Annotated in this window: 14 protein-coding genes; 10 read left to right on the forward strand and 4 right to left on the reverse strand. The window is 64.0% G+C overall.

Translation table 11 applies throughout. The annotated features are described in order from the left end of the window. Positions 1–4: 4 nt before the first annotated feature. Together AB431_RS09510 and AB431_RS09515 are read left to right on the forward strand one after the other, a co-directional pair. Positions 5–1,144, forward strand: coding sequence for an MCE family protein (locus tag AB431_RS09510; protein ID WP_082135875.1), 1,140 nt, complete (start codon positions 5–7; stop codon positions 1,142–1,144). A gap of 1 nt (position 1,145) precedes the next feature. After that, positions 1,146–2,579 (forward strand): MCE family protein, encoded by a 1,434-nt coding sequence (locus AB431_RS09515; RefSeq protein WP_047329705.1) that lies wholly within the window; start codon positions 1,146–1,148, stop codon positions 2,577–2,579. A gap of 20 nt (positions 2,580–2,599) precedes the next feature. Here AB431_RS09515 and AB431_RS09520 read toward each other — a convergent pair whose 3' ends face one another. The 4 genes from AB431_RS09520 to AB431_RS09535 form a co-directional block, all read right to left on the reverse strand. Further along, entirely contained in the window at positions 2,600–3,253 is a 654-nt protein-coding gene (locus AB431_RS09520; RefSeq protein ID WP_047329706.1) for a TetR family transcriptional regulator, read from the reverse strand. 78 nt (positions 3,254–3,331) lie between these two features. Continuing rightward, positions 3,332–4,858 carry an aldehyde dehydrogenase family protein gene (locus AB431_RS09525; RefSeq protein ID WP_047329707.1) on the reverse strand — a complete coding sequence of 509 codons (1,527 nt, stop codon included), beginning with the start codon at positions 4,856–4,858 and terminating at the stop codon, positions 3,332–3,334. Positions 4,859–4,907: 49 nt separating this feature from the next. Then, entirely contained in the window at positions 4,908–6,389 is a 1,482-nt protein-coding gene (locus AB431_RS09530; RefSeq protein WP_047329708.1) for an aldehyde dehydrogenase, read from the reverse strand. Next, complete coding sequence (locus tag AB431_RS09535) at positions 6,389–8,788, reverse strand: CoA transferase (protein WP_047333260.1); 2,400 nt, start codon at positions 8,786–8,788, stop codon at positions 6,389–6,391. The genes AB431_RS09530 and AB431_RS09535 overlap by 1 nt, the downstream gene beginning before the upstream one ends. Positions 8,789–8,905: 117 nt before the next feature. Between AB431_RS09535 and AB431_RS09540 the strand changes: the two genes are divergently transcribed. The 8 genes from AB431_RS09540 (at position 8,906) to AB431_RS09575 (ending at position 16,806) form a co-directional block, all read left to right on the forward strand. Next, complete coding sequence (locus AB431_RS09540; protein WP_047329709.1) at positions 8,906–9,106, forward strand: ferredoxin; 201 nt, start codon at positions 8,906–8,908, stop codon at positions 9,104–9,106. A gap of 71 nt (positions 9,107–9,177) precedes the next feature. Beyond that, a complete protein-coding gene (locus AB431_RS09545; protein WP_047329710.1) occupies positions 9,178–10,044 on the forward strand; it encodes an SDR family NAD(P)-dependent oxidoreductase in 867 nt (288 codons plus the stop codon). A 29-nt stretch (positions 10,045–10,073) separates the two neighbouring features. Further along, positions 10,074–11,303 (forward strand): cytochrome P450, encoded by a 1,230-nt coding sequence (locus AB431_RS09550; RefSeq protein WP_047329711.1) that lies wholly within the window; start codon positions 10,074–10,076, stop codon positions 11,301–11,303. A gap of 7 nt (positions 11,304–11,310) precedes the next feature. Beyond that, the gene (locus AB431_RS09555) at positions 11,311–12,486 is read left to right on the forward strand and encodes an aromatic ring-hydroxylating dioxygenase subunit alpha (protein ID WP_047329712.1); all 1,176 of its coding nucleotides are present in this window, start codon (positions 11,311–11,313) and stop codon (positions 12,484–12,486) included. Positions 12,487–12,491: 5 nt separating this feature from the next. Beyond that, positions 12,492–13,349: a hypothetical protein gene (locus AB431_RS09560; protein WP_047329713.1), complete on the forward strand. Its 858-nt coding sequence runs from the start codon at positions 12,492–12,494 to the stop codon at positions 13,347–13,349. Next, a complete protein-coding gene (locus AB431_RS09565) occupies positions 13,346–14,092 on the forward strand; it encodes a Zn-ribbon domain-containing OB-fold protein (RefSeq protein ID WP_047329714.1) in 747 nt (248 codons plus the stop codon). The genes AB431_RS09560 and AB431_RS09565 overlap by 4 nt, the downstream gene beginning before the upstream one ends. Continuing rightward, positions 14,089–15,255: a transporter gene (locus AB431_RS09570; RefSeq protein ID WP_047329715.1), complete on the forward strand. Its 1,167-nt coding sequence runs from the start codon at positions 14,089–14,091 to the stop codon at positions 15,253–15,255. Before AB431_RS09565 ends, AB431_RS09570 begins: the two co-directional genes overlap by 4 nt. Positions 15,256–15,282: 27 nt before the next feature. Beyond that, positions 15,283–16,806 (forward strand): class I adenylate-forming enzyme family protein, encoded by a 1,524-nt coding sequence (locus AB431_RS09575; RefSeq protein ID WP_047329716.1) that lies wholly within the window; start codon positions 15,283–15,285, stop codon positions 16,804–16,806. Positions 16,807–16,826: the final 20 nt, after the last annotated feature.

The raw sequence follows: 16,826 nt of genomic DNA on the forward strand, positions 1-16,826 counted from the left end.
CCGGATCGGGCGAAACCTCTTCAAATACAGCGTTGCCGGAGTTGCGGTTCTGACGGCTGCCACCGGCACCACGGCCTGTGAATGGCACGGTTTGAACTCGCTGCCAATGCCCGGCACCGAAGGTCGAGGAAACGGGTCCTTCACTGTGCAGGCACAACTGCCGGACGTCGGCTATATCCAGCAGAATTCCCGCGTACGCGTCGGTGACGCCAACGTGGGGACCATCATGAAGATCGAACGCCAAGGCTGGCATGCGCTGGTAACGATCACCCTCAACAATGATGTCGATCTTCCTGCCAACAGCACAGTCAAGGTGGGGCAGACCAGCCTGCTGGGATCACTGCATCTCGAACTGGCCGCACCCGTCGATTCTGCACCGCAAGGCAAGCTGCACGACGGATCTCTCATCCCGCTGCAGAACGCCGGCGCTTACCCCGGCACCGATGAGACTCTGGCGGCATTGTCATTGCTGCTCAATGGTGGCGGTATCGGGCAAATCCAAGACATAACCGCGGCGTTCGCGACTGCGTTCGCTCACCGCGAGGCGGACCTCCGCAGCCTCATCTCACAACTCGACCAGTTCACAGCACGTCTCGACGCGCAGACGCACGACATCATCGCCGCCACCGACAGTTTCAACGGCCTGGTCACCCAATTCGCTGATCAAAAGCCAGTGTTGGACAGAGCGATACGGACTGTCCCTGATGCGCTCGCCGTGCTGGCCGAGCAGCGCGGCCACCTGGCCGACGCGTTGGCGGCGTTCGGCAAGTTCAGCGCCGTGGCAACCGATACGGTCAACCAGACCAAGGAGAATCTCGGTCAGGAGCTCAAAGAGGTCGCACCGGTGTTGCACTCACTGGCCGATGCGGGGCCTGATCTGACCCGCTCCCTTGACTTTCTCGGCACTTTCCCTTGGCCGAAAGGTCCGTTGGACAACTGGATTCGAGGCGACTATGCCAACATCACTGCCATCGTCGACCTGACCTTGAGCCGTATCGACAACACGATCTTCACCGGCACACGGTGGGAGGGCGACCTGACCGAGCTGGAGATGCAATGGGGACGCACCATCGGCCAGCTGCCGAGCCCGTACACGGCGGGTAACCCGCTCGTTGCTCCGTACCACCTCGATCAGGGACCGTGAGATGCATCTGAGCAAGTGGATCAAGCTGCAACTCTGCATTTTTGCGATCGTCACGGTGGTTGCCGGCGCGGTCATGGTGTTCGGTTACATCGACGTCCCGGCCATGCTGGGTGTCGGGAGATATACAGTCACGATGCAACTTCCGCAAACAGGCGGGCTGTATGAGGGCGCCAATGTGACATACCGCGGGACGGAGGTCGGCCGGGTCAGCGCCGTGACACTGACGGAGTCCGGAATTGATGCGAAGCTGTCGCTGCGGTCCGACCTGCGCATCCCGTCGGACGTGGATGCGCAGGTGCACAGCACATCCGCGATCGGTGAGCAATACGTCGCGCTGATACCTCGCATTGGGGGGACTCCGCCACTAAAGAACGGTGATGTCATCGACACGAACCGGACGTCGGTACCGCCGGACATCGGTGAACTGCTTGACGCGGCGAACCGCGGGTTGGAGGCCATACCGCGCGAGAACGTGAGAACTGTGATCGACGAAAGCTACTCGGCCATAGGAGGTTTGGGACCCGAACTGTCGCGCATCGTGAAGGGATCCACAAAGCTGGCGATCGACGCTCACGACAACCTCGATCCATTGGTGTCACTGATCGACCATTCCGGGCCGGTCCTGGATTCGCAAGCACAATCCGCAGGCGCCATCCACGCGTGGGCCGCTCACCTGGCCGACCTGTCCAGTCAGCTCAAAGACAACGACCGGTCTCTTGCCGGACTTCTGAAGAGCGGCGCACAGGCGGCCGATCAAGCAGGCCAACTGATGGATCGACTTCGTCCGAGCCTGCCGGTTCTGATGGCCAACCTCGCCGGCATCGGCCAGCTCGCGCTGACGTATCAGCCCGCGATCGAACAGTTGCTGGTGTTGATACCCATGGGGGTCCAGGTGATGGCGGCCGGGACGGTGGCCAACCGAGACAGCCAACATCCGGGATTGGTGTTGTCGTTCAATCTCAACCTCAATCTCCCGCCACCATGCACCACAGGCTATCTGCCTGCCCAACAGCAGCGGATTCCCTCCATGGTCGATACACCTGACCGAACGGCCGATGATCTGTATTGCCGCATACCCCAGGACTCTTGGGTGGCGGTCCGTGGAGCGCGCAATCTGCCGTGCCTGACCAACCCGGGGAAGCGGGCGCCGACAGCGAGAATGTGCCGAAGTGACGAGCAATACGTACCACTCAACGACGGGTTCAACTGGAAGGGTGATCCGAACGGAACGCTGAGCGGTCAAAGCATTCCCCAGCCGCCGCCGGATTCGGCGCAGCAGGTGCCCGTAGGGCAGGCTCCGCCGATCGCCGTTGCCTACTACGATCCCACGACCGGTAATTATGTCGGACCAGATGGCCTGAACTACACCCAGTCAGATCTGGTCGCGCACAGCGGACCTCGAACATGGCAGAGCATGCTCGTCCCGACCCCGTGAACCGGATCAGGAACAGGCGGTCAGGCCGATGTCTCTTCGGCGCCTCGCCGGTAGGCGTCGTTCGCCGTAACACCGTAAAGGAAGCTCCGGATTCGTTCGGCGAACACCTCTTTCACCGTCAGATCGTTGACTTTGATCGCCTCGGCGAGGTGAGGATATTTCTCGGCATCGAATGGGGGAAACAGAACGTTCCGTCCGCGGGGCATCCGGACCGCCTCGGACAGAACGGCGCCCACGCAGAGTGTCTCCATCCCGTCCAGGATCTGCGCGTGCAGGTGGACGGGTACACCTGATTCGGTGAGGAAGCGGGCGGCGTCTTCGAAGCTGCCGATGAGCGTCTCGCGCGGGAGATGCTCGATCAGGATCGACGCCGCGTTGCGGTGGCGCAGCACGGACTGCCGGAAATTCAGTGCGAGACTGACGAAGTACTCCGGCCAGTCCGGTCCTGGCGCGCGCCGCGGTTTGATGACCGATTTGCCGGCGATATGACGAGCGACCGCAATCAAAATCTCGTTCTTGTCGGCAAAGTGGTGGTAGAGCGACGGGGCTCGCACCCCGAGGTGCGCGGCGAGGCGAGGCAAACTGAATGCGTTGAGTCCCTCGGAATCGATGATCTCGATTGACGCCTCGACTGCGGCGGCACGGCTGATCAGCGGCTTGGATGGTCGCGGCATGTCAGCGCGCCCCGAATCCGCGGGCAGACCGCGGAGTCCCTCGTCGCATGTGGGTCACTATACCGAGCGCAGGGGTGATCACCGTGGTATCTTGCCCGTCCTGGCCAGGCGGCGCCGCCAGTCATGCGCGCCGAGGAGGCGGACGGCACGTGCAATCAGACGCGCACGTGCCGGAACGACTGGATACCAAAGTGGCTCAGACTTCATCGCGATCCGCTCCTCGACCACCGACTGCTGCCGGCAATACTTGAGCACGCCTTGTGCCCCGCCGAAACGGGTACCGAGACCGGAATTCTTCCAGCCGCCCATCGGTAGTGGCAGTTGGAAAGTCGCGACAAGCGCGTTGTTGATCGAGACCGATCCAGCCTCGATCCGACGCGACAATCTGTCGGCCTTTGCTCGGTCCCGGGTCCAAATGCTGGAGCTCAGACCATATTCGGAGTCGTTGGCCAAGGCGATCGCTTCGTCGGCGTCGGCTACCCGCATGACAGCCACGGTCGGCCCGAATGTCTCCTCCCGCATACAGCGCATGGTGTGGTCGACATCAACCAGAACTGTCGGCTCGAAGCAGTTGCCCTGCCGCCGTTTGCCTCCCACCACAACGCGGGCACCTTTGGCGACCGCGTCCTCGACGTGCTCTGCGACGATGTCCAATTGGGTGGCGGTCACCATGGCGCCGATATCGGAAGAAAAGCTGCCGGGAGCGTCCATGCCCTGGCGAAGTGCGCTCACCTTGCGGGTGAGCAGTGACACGAACTCTTCGTAGACCGGTGTTTCGACGTAGATCCGTTCGACACCGATACACGCTTGACCGGAGTTCGTCATCGCACCCCACACCGCGCCGGCGGCCGCGCGTTCGAGATCGGCATCAGCCAGGACGATACATGCGTCCTTGCCGCCGAGCTCGAGGCTGCACGGGATCAACCGTTCGGCACAGCGCACGGCGATCGCCCGGCCGGTGCGTACCGAGCCGGTGAACATGATCATGTCGGCTTGATCCACCACCGCAGCTCCGGTGGCGCCGCCGCCGTTGGCGACCGCGAGAATTGGGGGAGCCCCAATTTCCTCGCGCCAGCCGCGAACCGCTTCCGTCCACGTCAGCGGAGTGACCTCGGAGGGCTTGCACACCACTGCGGCACCAGCGACCAAGGCGCCGACCACGTCCATCATCGGACCCGCCAGCGGACCGTTCCATGGCGTGATCAGTCCCACGAGTTGATGTGGCCGGACCTGAACCCGCAATCTGCGCAGCGCGTTCGCCGGACCCGCCGGCTTGACGCGCCGGTCCGCCAGGAATTGTTCGGCGTGCTTGGTGTAGTAGTTGATCACGTCGACGGCTACCGACATCTCGAGTGAGGCGTCCGCCCACGACTTGCCGGTCTCCTGTTGAATCAACCTCAGCAGGCGTTGCTCGTTGTCGAGTAACCAATCAAGCCAGCGCAGCAAGTGAGCACCTCGGCCGCGCGGACCCATCTCCTCCCATGCCGGTTGGGCCTCGCGCAGCTCCGCGCAGAGGGCAGCGACCTGCTCCGCGTCGACATCGGGGACGTCGCCGATCGCCGTGCCGTCGGTAGGGCGCCGCACAGTGATCATCGGCCCAGGCATGAGCGCTCCGTTGCTTTCGTCTTTAGCGGATAATCTAACATCGTAAGATTTACAGACTCTGTGGCGCAATGGCTGCGGCCGTCCCTCCGCCGGCCGGACCCACACGATAGATGGACTTGAGCACCTGGTAGGCCGCTAATCCTTCGGGTCCCAACTCACGGCCCAGGCCGCTGGCCTTCACGCCTCCGAACGGTGACCGGATGTCGAGTTGGTAGTCATTGACTCCCACCGACCCGGTGCGGATGGCGCGGGCAATGTTGGTCGCGCGTTCGGAATCCTTCGACCACACCGTTCCTGCCAGTCCGAAGTCGGAGTCGTTGGCAATCGCGATGGCTTCCTCATCGTCGCGATAGGGGATGAGGACCACGACGGGCCCGAAGATCTCCTCCTGCGCGAGGCGGTCCGCATTGCCGACTTCGGCGAATACGGTGGGTGCCACGAACCATCCGCGAGGATGATCCCGCGGGGCCTTGCCTCCGGCCACGAGTTTGGCGCCGCCGGCGATCCCCGCTGTTATGTAGCCGAGCACGCGATCTCGCTGTGCCGCGCTGACCAATGGGCCCACCTCGGTGCAGTCGTCCAGTGGATCGCCGACGATCAGATTGTCGGCGAGTGCGGCGATGGCATCGACGAATTCGCCGTAGCGGGAATGTGGTACCAGTATCCGCGAGCTCAGATGACAGGTCTGTCCGTTGTTGGCAAACGACGCCGAACGTAGCCCGGCGATGGTGAGGTCCGCATCGGCGTCGTCGAGGATGACAGCCGCGGACTTGCCCCCGAGTTCGAGGGTGACCGGCCGAATGAGCTGCCCGCACGCCGCGCCGATGGCACGCCCGGCCGTTGTGGATCCCGTGAATGCCACCTTGTCGACGCCCGGGTGGCTCACCAGGTGTGCACCCGCAGCCGCATCGCCGGGTACCACGCTGAGTACGCCAGGCGGGAGGCCGACCGCCATGGCAGCCTCCGCGAAAACGAGAGCGTCCAAGGCGGTTTCGAGCGCAGGCTTGAGTACCACGCGGCAGCCGGCGGCGAGCGCGGGTGCCAACTTCATCACTGCCAGGGCCTGCGGGTAGTTCCACGGCGTGATGGCGGCAACGACTCCGACCGGTTCTCGCCGGACGATCGTGTGACCGATGAGCGCGGGTCGGATCTCCTCGACTTCGTTGTTGGCAACGAGCTTCGCGTAATAGCCGACCAACGCCGACGGAAACGCGCCGTTGGCGCCCCGGGACAGAGAGATCGGCATGCCGTTCTCACGGCTGACCAAGGTTGCGGTGGTGGAGGCGCGGGCCCCGAGAGCAGCGGCGAAACGCCTCAGGATGTCCACACGCTCGGCGGGCTCGGTGGCCGACCACGCTCGTGCCTGGGGGCCGTGAGCGGCGGCGACTGCGTCATCGATGTCCTTCGTGTCCGCACAGCCGGCGGTGCCCAGCACTTCTTCGGTCGCTGCCTCGAACACCGGAGCGGCGGCACTCGCCGGCCGCAACTTCCCTCCGACGAACAGCGTCCCGGTGGTGAAATCGGCGGTCATCATTGATGTCCTTCAGTCGTCGGTGCGGCGTACAAGACACCGCCTTCGATGAGTTGCTCGACGGCATCGGGGCTCAGCGACAGCATCTTTCGGGCCACCTCTCGGGTGTGCTCGCCGAGCAGCGGCGCCGGTCGGAGCTCCGCTGCCGCGATATGGCGGTACACCGCGGGCCGAGTCTCGGTGGGCAGTGCGACGTCTAACAGCGGATGTTGCATCTCGACGTAAAGCCCGCGGTGGCAGACCTGTGGATCGGTGAGCACGTCTGCGCCCCGATACATCGGCCCCGCCGGCACGCCGATCTCCTGAAGCTTCCTGGCGGTGTCCAGAGGTGACCGTGCGCGGGTGTAAGCGCTCACGATCTCGCGGAGCTCGCGGCGCGCCGCCCATCGGCCGGCCGCGGTGGTGAATCGGGGATCGTCGGCCAGCTCGTCCTGCCCGAGTGCCGTTGCGATGGCGGGCCAGTCGGCCTCTGGGCCGATCGTAACCGCACACCATTCGTCATCGCCCTGGCATGGGTACACGCCGTGCACGCTGGAATCGCCCCCGACCGGTGCGCCGGCCTGCTGCCCCCACAGCGATGCGTACAGGACGTCGAGCTGACTGACCGCGGTCTCAGCTTGTGAGAGGTGAATGTGGGCGCCGACCGCCGCACGGTCTCTTCTGATGAGTGCGGCCAGCGTCGCGATGGCGGCCAGGCGGGCGACGAGATGGTCGGGGAAAACTGTTACGGCATCGTGGAACTGGTGCCATGTATCCGAATCTGAGAGTTCATCTCGCCAGAGGTGGCTGATGCCGGTAGACGAGCGCACCAGCGGTCCGTACCCCATCCGTGTGCTCCACGGACCGGTGTCCCCGTAGGCGCTGCTCTCGGTCAGGACGATCCGCGGGTTGAACCGCTGAAGCGTGCTGTACGACAGGCCGAGAGACGCGAGTGTTCCCGGCTTGAAATTGGCGAATACTGCGTCGGCCTGGCTGACGAGCTCACCGAAAAGCGCAGTCCCGCAGTCGGTGCGCAAGTCGACGCCGAATGCGGCCTGGTTGCGGTGGGTCCACGCGAATGATTCGCTGATCGACTGACCTGGCCTGCCCTGCCGCAAGCCATCGGGATAAGAGGGACTTTCGACTTTGATCACATCGGCGCCCAGGTCACTGAAGAGTCGCCCCAGCTCGCCACCGGCGACGATGACACCAAGATCGAGAATGGTGAGGCCGCTCAGGGGTCGGCCGCCGGTGGTTTCGGTCAGCACGGGGGTGGGCCCGGTGAGCCATGCGGCCTCGCTGCTGCCCGCTGCGGGTGCCGGCCACCGGATCCCGGCGCGGTGGCCATCGATCACGATGCAACCGTTCGGAACCGTGAGCCCAGTCGCGTCGTCGAGGTCGACCGTTGTCCATGCGCCGGTGGCCTCAAAGTGGTCTGCGCACAACACTTCACGCGGCGGCAGAACCGCGGCGATTGGTATTCCGCGTTCAGTGCCCGACGCGACCAACTGCGCCATGGTGCGGGAACGGAAAAGCGTGGCGATGGCGGCACCGATTCGGTCGAAGGCGGCCGCCCGGGCGGCGATCGTGTCGAAGCGCGGGTCGAGAAACTCGGCGGGCTCACCCAGCCACGCCCGCATGGCCCGCCATTGGCGGGGGGCGAGGATACAGATGCGTACCCACCCGTCCCGGCAGGCGAAGATCGGGTAGGAGTCCTGGCCGTTGGGGCGGCCGCGCCTCGGATTGTTGATTCCTCGAGCCACTGCGGCTTGGCCGTGGGAGCCGAACGGGGGGTCCAATGCCTGGAGGACCCCTTCGTATCGTGAGAAGTCGACATGATCACCGCGTCCGCTGTGGATGCGGTGATAGTGAGCGACCAGAACGGCCCAGGCGGCCTGAGCGGCGGCGGTCGCCGACGCGATGCCGTCCGGTGGCAGGACCGGCGCTCCACCCGGCGGACCGGATCGCGACAACACCGATGACATCGCATACAGCACCGGGTCGGAGGCCGTCCAGCCCGCCAGTGGGCCAGCCGTGCCGAAGTCGGTGATGATCATGGTGACCACGTGTGGGTACCGGTCCGCGAGCTCGGCGCACGATGTACCGAATAGCGCTGCTTGACCGGGGATTCCACTGTCCATGACGATGTCGGCGCTCGCGACCTGATCGAAGAATCGTGAGCGGTCACCGCGGACGTCGCCGTCGAGAACGACGCTGCGCTTGTTGGCATTGCGGAGTGTGAAGGGCAGGCTCTGCGTTCCGATGGATGGTGATTCACGCCGCGATGGTGAGCCGCCCGGGGGTTCGACCATGAGGACGTCCGCGCCGAGATCGGCGAGGATGCGCGCGGTTTGAGCTGCGGGCCCGACGGTGAGGTCGAGAACCCGCACGCCGCTCAGTGGAGAGTCGGACATCAGCACGCCCATCGTCCTTCCTCGATCTGGACTGCGCCGTCAGGTTACGAAGACGGTGCAACATCCGCAATACCTAATGGCTATAGTTTTACTAACTGTGTCGAGCGAAGGAATTGGCGGCTGATGAAAATCCGTTTGATCGGTTCGAAGTGCGCGGGGCATGCGCGGTGCTACGCCGTCTCGCCCGACCTGTTTCCCATCGACGACGAGGGCTTTTGCATGCTCGAAGAACGAACGGTTCACCCCGACGAGGTCGCCGCCGCGCAGGCCGGTGCGGCTGCCTGTCCAGAGCTGGCACTTGTCATCGAGGAAGGCGACGATTGACGCGATAAACCTACAGGCGTAAGGTTTCACGAACTGTTGCAGGTCACGGGATCCTGAGTGCGAGGAGAAACATGAGACTTGAGGGCAAAGTCGCCGTCATCACCGGCGCCGGTTCGGGCCTTGGCCGGCACTGTTCACAACTGTTCAGTGCTGAGGGCGCCAAGGTTGCGATTGTCGACATCGACTCCGACCGCGCCGAGCAGACCCTGAAGTTGGTGACCGAGGACGGCGGTGACGCGATTGCGATTACCGCAGACGTTTCCGACAAGGAGCAGATCACCGCCGCGGTCGACCAGACCGTCGAGCACTTCGGCAAGCTCGACATCGCCTGGGCCAACGCGGGGATTGTTTCTCGCGGCGGGGCGGCCGCTCTGGGTCTCGAGGATCCCGTTGCCTTCGAGGACATGACCGAAGCCGATTGGCAGGACGTGCTCGGCGTCAACCTCAATGGTGTCATCTACACGGCTCAGGCAGCGGTCCCGCACCTCAAAGCCAATGGCGGTGGCACGATCCTGGCCACTTCGTCGGCGGCATCGCTGGTGGCGTACCCGAGCATCCCGTTCTACTGCGCCACCAAAGCTGGCGTCAACGGACTGGTTCGTGCGCTGAGCCTGGACCTCGGGCGCTACGGCATCCGGGTCAACGCGATTGCGCCGACGCACGGTATGTCACCCAACTTCCTGATGCCGCCCGGCTCGCCGGTGGTCGGCATGTCCTACGAAGAGTCGGCTGGCCCGTGGAATCCCACCGTGTCACCCATTCCACTGAAGCTCACTCGGCCGCCATCACTGTCAGACAACGCAAAGATTGCACTGTTCTTGGTCTCCGACGATTCGGGATACATGTCGGGTGCGGTGATCGGTGCGACTGATGGAGGAACGCTGGCTCGCGTCGGCATGTGGTTCCCGGATGACCTCAACCCGCAGCCGGTCGCCTGACACCACGACACTTTGAGGAGACCGCTGAGATGACGACCACTGAGAAGGTTCCCGCTCATTTGGTGACCGATTTCGATGTGTACGACCCGAGCCTGGCTGAGCCCGTCGATGTGATGCAGCAGAAGATGGCCGAGTTGGCCGCGATGGGTCCGGTGGTCTACTCCACCGCTCATGGTGGCCACTGGATCGTGACGCGCTACAAGGAAATTCACCAAGTACTCACCGACACCACCACGTTCTCGAGCTACCCCAACAACTTGGTGACCCCGGCCGATTTCGGAAAGTTCATCCCACTGGAGATCGACCCGCCCGAGCACACCGCATACCGCCACGCTCTGCAGCCCCTGTTCAGTCCGCAGCGGATGAAACGACTCTCGGACGACATTCGCCGCGTGGTCAATGAACTGATCGACCAGTTCGCCGCCAAAGGGGAAGCCGAGTTCATCTCCGAATTCGCCCATGAACTGCCCGCCAAGGTTTTTCTGGCACTGATGGATTGGCCGCTTGCGGACGCCCAGATGTTCACCGAGGCTACCGACGCCGTGCTGTTCGGGAAGCCCGGTGGGACCAAAGAAGAGTCCGACCAGGCGATGATGATGGCTGCGATGACCATCGCCGGCTACTTCAACACCGTCATCACCGAGCGGCGCGCCAACCCTGGTAACGACGCCACGTCCACTTTGATTCACACCGAGGTCGACCTGCCCGACCGCACCCGGTTGCTCACCGACGAAGAACTGTTCCGGATGTTTTTCCTCCTTCTGATGGGCGGCCTGCACACCGTGCAGGGGTCGCTCGCCTGGTCGGTCGTGCACTTTGTGAACAATCCGGCGCAGCGGGAACTCCTCATCGCCGACCCCAGCCTGCTGCCCAAGGCCGTTGAAGAAGTCCTGCGCATCGAGGCAGCGGTGACGGCGGGCCGGCGGGTCACGTGCGACACCGAACTGGGTGGGGTGCACCTGGCCGAAGACGATCAGCTCATCGTCTTGCTGTGCACCGCCAATCGCGACCCTGACTACTTCGAGTCGCCGGAGACCTTCGATATCACTCGGAATCCCAATCGGCACTTGTCATTCGGGTCGGGGCCGCATCGCTGCCTCGGCTCTCATCTGGGGCGTATCGAATTGACCATTGCGCTGGAGGAACTCCACCGTCGTATTCCGGACTATCAGCTCGTCGAATCCGACCCGCCGGTCTTCCACTCCACGCAGGTGCGCGGGTGCCGCCGCATGCCGATCACCTTCACTGCCGAGAAGTGAGGCGGCCATGACCACATCGTTGCCTCGGCCCGACCGGATCCGGCGAGCGATCGAGCTGCTGCGGAATGACACGACCGACAAGTTCGACGACGTAGTGACCTTCTCCGCGCACGAGTTCACCGATCCAGAACTCGCTCAGCGTGAGCGGGACCTGATCTTCGGTACGGTTCCGTCGATCATCGCCCACGCCTCGGAGATCGCCAAGCCGTACGACTTCATGACCGTGCAGATGCCGCGCAACAACGTACTGCTGGTGCGCCAGAAAGACGGCGGCGTCAAGGCGTTCGTCAACCTGTGCCGGCATCGCGGGGCCTTGCTCGAGGACAACGAGAAGGGCCGTTGCAGGTTCTTCTCGTGCCCCTACCATCGTTGGTCCTACGATCCGGACGGATCGTTACGAATGATCACCCGCGACAACACCTTCGGTGACATCGACCGGACCAAACAGGGGCTGGTCGAGTTACCCTGCGAGGAGCGGCACGGATTCATCTGGATCATCGACAAGGCCGATGCCGCAATCGATGTCGCAGCCTGGCTCGGGCCGGAGATGGATGCCATCCTGGCCGGTTACAACCTGGACGATCTGGTGTGTTTCCGGGCAGCCGGGTTCGACGAGCCGACCAACTGGAAGATCATGCAGGACGCCTTCCTGGATGGTTACCACATCCAGTACGCCCACCCGAACTCCGCCGGCAAGATCATCCACACCAATGTGATGGCGTTCGAGGACTTCGGCAGGCACTGCCGATTCATCGCGCCGCGAAAGTCGATAGACCGGTGGCTGGAAGAGGACCCCGGCGACCGGCCGCTTGACCCGTATGTCACCGAGACGCACTTTCTGTTGCCGAACAGCACGCTGCTACGGCAGCCCGACCACTTCCAGCTGCTGACGTTCCGGCCGCATCCGACCGACCCGACCAAGTCGCGGATGGAACAACGACTGATGGTTCCCGCGCTGGAAGCCTCCGGCATGGAGGAGGACCACTGGAATCATCGGTGGAACAAGAACTGGGAGATATTGCTGACCGTTCTGCACAACGAGGATTTTCCGTTGCTGCGCAACTCCCAACACGGCATGGGCAGCGCCGACGCCGGAGGCATGGTGTTGGGTCGCAACGAAACGGCCAACCAGGTGTTCCGGCGGGAGACCAAGCGTCTCCTTGCCGGTAGCCCACCGTCCTGAGCGCGATGATCAAGTACGAATGGCGCACAGAGCTGAGTTCGTCTGAGGACAGGGAGCTTTCGGGCCTGCTGGCACGAGCCGAGGACTACGACGCTGAACCCGGTTACAACACTATCGATTTCGCCGATGTGGAGAGGTCGCTGCCGGACACTACTTCGGCTCGGCATCTGCTCATCTGGATGTTGCCCCACGCCACCGCGATGGATGAGCCACCTGCGCCGGAGTGCATCGCAGGCCTGCTCCGCTTGACGGATGGATCGGCGGGCAGCGCTGAGGCCACCGTTGTCATCGAGCCCAGGCTCCGGTCGATCGGCATCATGACGTTGTTCCTTGAACAGGTCGGGCTCGACACGGCCGCTCCGGGCGGCTGGTTGGGTACCGGGTTGCACACCATCACGTCGTGGGCTCGGGGGAACCATCCGGCCAGTGGGCGGCTCAGCAACCGTTTCCTGATCCCCCGAACACGCCGGGTCTGGCAACTGATCCGCGGCACGGAATCCGAGGCGGATCTCGTCGCCGCGCCTGTGCTCGAGCCCAGCGGCTCCACCGGCAGTGGCCGACGCTTCGCGCTGAGGGAAAGCGGACGGCTCATCGGTTCCGTGACGATGCGCCGGCAACCGGTTCTGTCCGAGGAATTCGGCGAGTGCACGGTCGTGAGCGCCATCGAGGCCGCACCCTCATCCCCGCCGGAAGCACTCCGACGTCTCCTCGACGGCGTTGTCGCCATCGCGGCGGATGCCGGCCTGTCGGGCGTCATCGTGAACGTCGACTCCGATGACACCCGACTGGTCAACGCCGCCCGCTTGACGGGTTTTCACCACGACCGCACCGACGTGCGTTACCAACTCGGAGGAAACAGTTGAACGCGCCTGTGCCAGAGGAGCTTGTCGCGACGGTGGCGGCGCATGGCAAGGCCGTCGCGGCCGCCGACAACGACGCGGTGCTGGCAGACTTCCTGCCCGACCGCATCGGTCAGCTCATTGCGTCGGCGGCCGTCCCGAACCACCTGAAGGCGTGCGAAGTGCGCAGCATTGCCGACGTCGGCGACGAACGGTACGACGCCGTGATCCGCTATACCAAGCCCGACGACGACTGGTTCGAATTGCGTAGCCGCTGGGTACGATTCGAGGACGGTACCTGGCGGGTCTTCAGTGTTCGCAACATCCCCGACACGCCCCCGTGGATGGATATGGCGGGTCCCGCCGATGACGGACTCGACACGCCGCACTGGGAGGAGCTGCGTGACGGGAGATTGGTCCTGCAACAGTGCGCGGTTTGCGCCCGCTGGATCTGGGCCCCGCGGCCGATCTGTCCGGATTGCCACTCGTTCGAATTGGATTGGCACGAAGTCGATCCCGTCGGCACCATCTACTCGTGGACACGAACCTGGCAGCCTTTCGCCCGAGAGGCTACCGGGCACCTGCCGTACGTCGTGGTTCTGGTTGAGCTGCCTGCTGCCGACAGGCGACGCGTGGTTGGCATCCTGACGCATGCGGACGGTGTGCAGCCGACCATCGGTGCCGCGGTACGTGGGCAGATCGAGCCGCCCCCCGACGACGAGCACTGGCCATTGATTCGGTGGCAACTCGAAGTGGGCGGGCGATGAGTCATTTCCGTGGTGCCACCGCCGTCGTCGGTGTCGGCGCGACGGAGTATTACAAGCGCGGTACAAGCCCGTATTCCTCAGCGCAGCTGGTGATGCAGGCCATTCTGAGTGCATGTCACGATGCTGGTGCAGACCCGCGAGAGATCGACGGGTTTGTCTCCTACGCAGGTGATTCCAGCGAAGGACTGATGCTCGGGGCTGCGCTGGGAGTCCGTGAGGTCCGCTGGTCAACCCAGATATGGGGTGGTGGGGGAGGCGGCGTGGCCGCGGCTGTGAACTGCGCTGCCGCTGCGGTGTACAGCGGACAAGCCGACTGTGTCGTGGTGTACCGCGGCCTCAGTGAAGGCACCGACGGCCGTGGCGCCTACAACAAGGGGCACATGGGCCACCTCTACACCGCGCACGGGATGCTGGCACCAGCGCAAGTGTGTGCTTTGCGCACCCAGCGGATGCTGGAAGTCGACCGGGTACCCGCCTCTGCGCTCGAAGCGGTGGCCCTGGCCGGATACCAGCATGCCCAGAACAATCCGAAAGCGGTGGCATACGGCCGCCCGTTGGATCACGATCGCTACCAAGCTAGCCGGATGATCTCCGAGCCGCTGCGGTTGTTCGATTGCTCTCGCGAAAATGACGGAGCCACAGCGATTCTCATCGTCCGATCCAGCCGGGCAGCCGAGTATCGGGGCCGCCCCGCCTACATTCTGTCCGGGGTGCAGGGTGCCGCGGCAGGGTGGAGTGAGTCCGTCGAGAACGAGCACGACTACACAAGCGCAGGCTTTCATCCGGCGATGGTGCAGCGATTGTGGGCCGACGCGCGCATTGGACCGAAGGACGTCGACGTGGCTCAGGTGTACGAAAACTTCACCGGCCCAGCTGTCGCGGCAATGATCGATCATAGGCTGTGCCCCAACGGTCCAGCGGCGGGTGATTACTTGACAGTCGACAACCTGACCGTCGGTGGGGGAGGGCTGCCGATCAACACCGCCGGTGGCAATATCGCCGAGGGATTTGTGCACGGTATCGGGCTGGTTGCCGAGGCGGTACGCCAGATCCGCGGCGGCTCACCCAATCCGGTCAACGATGCCGACATCTCGCTTCTGATCGGTGGACCCATGGCACCATTGGTGAGCTCCACAGTATTCGGCTCAGCAGCAGCAATCTGACCGGAAGTCACAGGATCGAGGAGGACGATGGCCGCGACCGTGGCGTCTGCACTGCGCTGGTGGGCCAGGACCAAAGGCGACCAGACTGCGCTGATCATCGGCGACGAACAGATCACCTATCGCCAGTTGCACGAGTGGACCGGCCGCCTGGCGAGGTGGCTGGCCGACCAGGGAGTCAAGCCAAGTGACCGTGTCGGAGTGCTGGCGCCCAACACGCCGCAGTGGCCGGTCGCGGCACTGGCCGTGATGAAGTGCGGTGCGACGCTGGTACCGCTCAACGCGCGGCTGAAGCCGGCGGAGGTGCGGAAGATCGCTGATGATGCCGACATCAGTGCCGTCATCGCCGCGTCGACCCACGTCGATGTGGTTGACGAAGCACGCACGGCCGGACGCGATTTCACCGTATGGGGCCTCGGCGTCGTCGATACCCATCGGACGGGCGATGCGGACGACTTCGTGATCGAACCCGGCCCTGAGGATCCGATCGCCGTGATTTTCACCAGCGGGTCCACCGGACTGTCGAAGGGCGTGATACTCACCAGCAACACGCTGATGGGCATGGTGCTGGAGAACACCCTCACCGAGGAGGGTTTCCGGCCCGGCACCGTCACTCTGCTCGTGTTACCGCTGGCGTTCACACCCGGACTGGTCTACGGGCTGTTGATCACGTCGGTGCTCGGAGGAACCTTGATCGTCGAGCCAGAGCTCAACCCGTCACGAGCAGTGACCTTGATCGAGAACCATTCGGTGCGTGCACTTTTCGGCGTTCCTCTGGTGTTCGACGCATTGTCGCGCGCCGAGGAGTTCGCGGACGCCGATCTCAGTTCACTGCAGACCGCGATCGTCGGCGGCGCTGCCGTGCCGGTCGACCTGTTGCGGCGCTGGGCCGAAAAAGGTGTGCTGCTGCGTCAGATCTACGGGATGACGGAAACCGGCGGCGTTGCCACCGCGACCCTCAAGGCCGAGGCGCTCGAGCATCCGGACTCGTGCGGTAGCGGATCGATCTTCACCGAGGTGGCAGTGATGCTCGACGACGGATCGCTCGCGGGCCCCGGGGAACTCGGGGAACTGGTGGTCCGCGGTCCCGGCGTGACACCAGGCTATTGGAATGACCCGCAGACCACCGCAGCCGCGATTCGCGACGGTTGGCTGCACAGCGGCGATGTCGGTGTGCGCGACGAGCAGGGCCGCATCACCTTCCGTGATCGCATCAAAGAGCTGATCATCTCCGGCGGCATTAACATTTCACCGGTCGAACTTGAGTCCGCGATAAGCGCGCTCGACGGTGTCGACGAGGTCGCCGTCATCGCGGCACCAGATCCCCGGTTCGGGGAGACGCCGGCAGCCATCATCACTGTCGCCGCCGGCTCGAACCTCGATGAAGCTGCCGTGGTCCAGCATTGCGAACACGTGCTGTCGGACTACAAGGTGCCTCGCTACATCGTGCTGCGTTCGGAAATGCTGCCCCGGCTGCCCAGCGGCAAACTGGACAAGCGCGCGATCCGCGCCGAGTACAGCGACATCCCGGACCGATTCCAGCGCGCTCGGTAGCGAGCCGGCATAGGCCAGGT

It is taken from the genome of Mycobacterium sp. EPa45 (assembly GCF_001021385.1).
Classification (GTDB): Bacteria; Actinomycetota; Actinomycetes; order Mycobacteriales; family Mycobacteriaceae; genus Mycobacterium.